Source organism: Arthrobacter sp. CAN_A212 (assembly GCF_015752345.1).
Taxonomy (GTDB): domain Bacteria; phylum Actinomycetota; class Actinomycetes; order Actinomycetales; family Micrococcaceae; genus Arthrobacter_D.
In genome coordinates this window covers 1-1,605 of record NZ_JADOUT010000069.1, presented here as the reverse complement: position 1 = coordinate 1,605, position 1,605 = coordinate 1, and the positions used below count along the sequence as shown (strand labels likewise).

Here is a 1,605-nt window from a genome sequence, read left to right as displayed (position 1 = left end):
GATCCCCCACCGCGACACTCCTCCACGACCTGTCCGCCATCAAAAATCCTGTGACTGTTAGCTCAGAATGGCGGCTTTTTCACAGCTTGGTTTGGCGGTTTGACGTGGCGTTTGGGATCACTAAGCGCTACATGGAGCTAAAGTCGTCCGCTTCCCTCCACTGCCTATACCGCCAATTCACGGGTCATTCTTGACGGAGTCAGCGTGAGAGGTCTGCGGGCAGCAGCGAGAACAGAACCATGTCGTATCGCTCGTCGAAACGAGCGGCTTTCGACCTTTGAACTCCTTCATGGGTGAAGCCGGCATTTAGAGCGACTTGCTGAGATCCGTGATTGACTGCCGCAGCCTCCAGCGTCACTCGCTGGGCTCCGAGATCCTCGATAGCCCACCTCGCCACCCCACCTGCAGCCGCTGTTGCAACGCCTCGACGGCGGGCCCATGGCGCGACCCAGTATCCGACCTCAACCGTGCTGTCCGAATCATCGACGTCGACCAGCCCACACGAGGCGAAGACTGCCCCCGTTTCTTCGCTGACCACAGCGAACGCCACTCCAGTGCGTTTTTGCCAGTTAGATTCAGCCGACTGCGTGAACATGGCCGCGTGGTCGCGAGTGTAAGGGAATGGCACAGTCGTCCACCGGATGATGTCGGGATCCTGACAGGCTTGGTAAACCGTCTCCGCGTCGTCCCGGCCCCAAGGTCTCAATAGAAGCCCCTCACCGGCCGCCGTCACGCTGCGGACGGTTGGATGGGGCATCTTCCATTGAAGTGTCATCTCTAGATCCTATGGGTGGCACTCCTTAGGGCAGCATCCGGCGAGGCTAGTTCGATCGCATCCTCGCTATTCCGGAAAAACAATCGCCAACGGCTTGCAGCCCAGCAATTGACGCTGCCTCACCGGACGGTTGTGTCCCTATGGGGACGGACAACTTTGGGTGAGGTGAAATCCGAGTTGTCCACGACGAAGGTGGCCTGTTCCCAAGGTCGGGCGGCGTCGAAGTAGAGGCGCTGTCCTCCGACGTACCGGCGCATCGTTGGGTGTTCAGGGTCCGGGTTGCTGCCGTTTCGAACTGCCATTCGTGCGGCGGTTTCTTTGAACGGAACGTCCAAAAATACCGATGCATCCCAGTAGGAGGCGAGTTCATCGCGATGCAGGAACATGCCTTCCACAATGATCACCGCCTCTGACGGGGCCTGAACGGCGTCCGCTTGTTTCACTTGATCGGTACCTGAGTCATAGGCGGCCGGCGAGTACCAGCCGTCTCCCTCCGGGCCGAGTGGCGCGAACAACTGATCCCGCAGGGCCACATAGTTGTAGGTATCTTCCCAAAATCCTTCGGGTGAAGTGCGTCCCTTGGAATGCCTGACAGCTGAGGGGTTCAGAAAGTCGTCGGCGTGGACGACGATCACGGGTCGATTCTGGATCTCGGATACCAGGTTTGCGGCGAAGGATGTCTTGCCGCTGCCGTCCACGCCGTCGATTGCCACGAACCGGCGCCCTCGACCAACGGCGCTCAGAATGTCAGTAGCCAGTGATCGCATGAACCTTTCCATATCGCAATATTGCCAGAAGCGGCCCAACCCAGTGTCCGTAAACCGATCCCC

The 1,605-nt window shown here is 59.1% G+C and carries 2 protein-coding genes; both read right to left on the bottom strand.

Annotation, left to right across the window (positions count from 1 at the left end; all coding sequences use genetic code 11):
* Positions 1-199: 199 nt before the first annotated feature.
* Positions 200-775 (bottom strand): GNAT family N-acetyltransferase, encoded by a 576-nt coding sequence (locus tag IWX64_RS16800; RefSeq protein ID WP_196868264.1) that lies wholly within the window; start codon positions 773-775, stop codon positions 200-202.
* A 119-nt stretch (positions 776-894) separates the two neighbouring features.
* Positions 895-1,542 (bottom strand): uridine kinase, encoded by a 648-nt coding sequence (locus tag IWX64_RS16795; RefSeq protein WP_334683397.1) that lies wholly within the window; start codon positions 1,540-1,542, stop codon positions 895-897.
* Positions 1,543-1,605: the final 63 nt, after the last annotated feature.

What these genes read in the sequence shown, in the direction of transcription:
- IWX64_RS16800 (WP_196868264.1), bottom strand. Translation starts at nt 775, where the DNA reads ATGACACTTCAATGGAAGATGCCCCATCCAACCGTCCGCAGCGTGACG.
- IWX64_RS16795 (WP_334683397.1), bottom strand. Translation starts at nt 1,542, where the DNA reads ATGCGATCACTGGCTACTGACATTCTGAGCGCCGTTGGTCGAGGGCGC.